Here is a 1,564-nt window from a genome sequence, read left to right as displayed (position 1 = left end):
GGCTTTACTGCTCAAATTGTGGACTCAGGCATTAATATGGAAAATTATAGTATCACGGAAGTATGCTCACATGAAATAGCCGTAATCAGAGTAATAGAATCAGTTGGTACGTGCGAAACTACATCAGAGTTTTGTATCGAATGCGGAAAACAATTGACAGAACCTAAAACCGAATGTTAAGATGAAAGTAAATCTAAAAATGTCAGCACAGCAATTAAACGCATTGGTTTTCCATTTTCCAAAACCTCCATTTACGCCGGAGAAAAGAAGAGAGGTCAGAGTTGCCAGATCAGTTTTGGAAAAAGTGTCTTTGAAAATGCAGAAAAAGCAGTTGGAAACAAAGCAAGCTCCAACCCTGTTTTCTAAACCAAAAAAAATATCGTTCAGCTTGGAATACTTCGAAGCTCATTATCTGGAAAAGTTTATTGAAGTGGTAGAAGGCTTCCCGATGAATGATTACGACAGAAATGTCCTGAGGCTTGTTAAATCAAATTTAAACCAACAATTAGCATAATGGAACAACTAACAACCTATAGAGCCAAAGGCAAAGAAATAGGATTAGTATTCCTGTTTAAATACGATTTAAATGGCAATTTAAAGCTCTTTGAAATTTCTGAAGGAGAATTGAATCCAAAACAAATAAAGTGGCTTTTTTCAGAAAACTTTCCTGCTACTGAAATGATTGTAACAACTGTTTGGATGAAAGAAGAAAGATACACTAAGGTATTTGAGATAAATGTTTCTCCCGCTGATTTGTCTTTTGCTACCGGATGGATTATTTACGATCACAAGCTTGCGAAACAAGACGCAGAGAAAGCATTCAAAAAAATGAATGAAGCCGAAACAATACTGTTTTTTATTTCACTTCCCGGTTACGAAAGATATTTGAAAAGAAGCGGAATCGCAAAAGCGCACATGGCAACTTATATCAACAAAAGATATTATGAAAACGAATACCCGGAAGAAATTAAAACAAAGAATTTCAATCCAATAATACAGGAATTAGCCTGGAAAAAAACAAACAGAAAAATAATCTAATAATTAAAACAAATGATAGAAATAAATAATCACAATGATACATGGGAGTGTTGGATTGGCGGGCGAATTTGGGAATGGGACGATGATCTGGGAGTACTTCTTAAAAAACTAGCCAACCAATCTGAAAGCATCCAAGAAGATATAAACGAATAACTTTAAAACAACTATAAAATGAGTGAAATGTTAACAGCCGAAAAAGGCAAAGTATTAACCGCTTACGATAAAGCAAAAAGCGGTAGAAAAGTATTTTTAGAAAATCTGTTTGGTATTAAAACCTTTCAGCCTAACATCACGGAACGTATTAAAACCTTTGATGATGTATGTAAAGAAATGGGTGTGTCTCCAAAAAAAATACATCTGTGACAGTGATGATCGTGACGATATAGCCGCGAATGCTCTTCGACAATCTTTATTAATCAGCCGTTGTTTTAATGCTGATAAAAAAGGAGTGTTGAATTGGGGTGATAGTAGTCAGGCAAAGTATTTCCACTATTACGAGTATTCTCCCTCTTCGGGTTGGTCGTTG

At 35.2% G+C, this 1,564-nt stretch carries 4 protein-coding genes; all 4 read left to right on the top strand.

The window, feature by feature from the left end:
- Positions 1–180, top strand: a 180-nt coding sequence (locus KHA90_RS25010; protein ID WP_213308244.1) for a hypothetical protein, incomplete at its 5' end; no start/stop codon positions are given.
- Position 181: 1 nt separating this feature from the next.
- A complete protein-coding gene (locus KHA90_RS25005; RefSeq protein WP_213308242.1) occupies positions 182–514 on the top strand; it encodes a hypothetical protein in 333 nt (110 codons plus the stop codon).
- Positions 514–1,038 (top strand): hypothetical protein, encoded by a 525-nt coding sequence (locus tag KHA90_RS25000; protein WP_213308240.1) that lies wholly within the window; start codon positions 514–516, stop codon positions 1,036–1,038. The genes KHA90_RS25005 and KHA90_RS25000 overlap by 1 nt, the downstream gene beginning before the upstream one ends.
- Positions 1,039–1,209: 171 nt before the next feature.
- Positions 1,210–1,401: a hypothetical protein gene (locus KHA90_RS24995; protein ID WP_213308238.1), complete on the top strand. Its 192-nt coding sequence runs from the start codon at positions 1,210–1,212 to the stop codon at positions 1,399–1,401.
- Positions 1,402–1,564 lie beyond the last annotated feature (163 nt).

This window comes from Flavobacterium psychroterrae (assembly GCF_018380615.1).
Taxonomy (GTDB): Bacteria; Bacteroidota; Bacteroidia; order Flavobacteriales; family Flavobacteriaceae; genus Flavobacterium; species Flavobacterium psychroterrae.
Note: the sequence above shows the minus strand (reverse complement) of the source record. Positions and strands in the feature narration are given on the sequence as shown.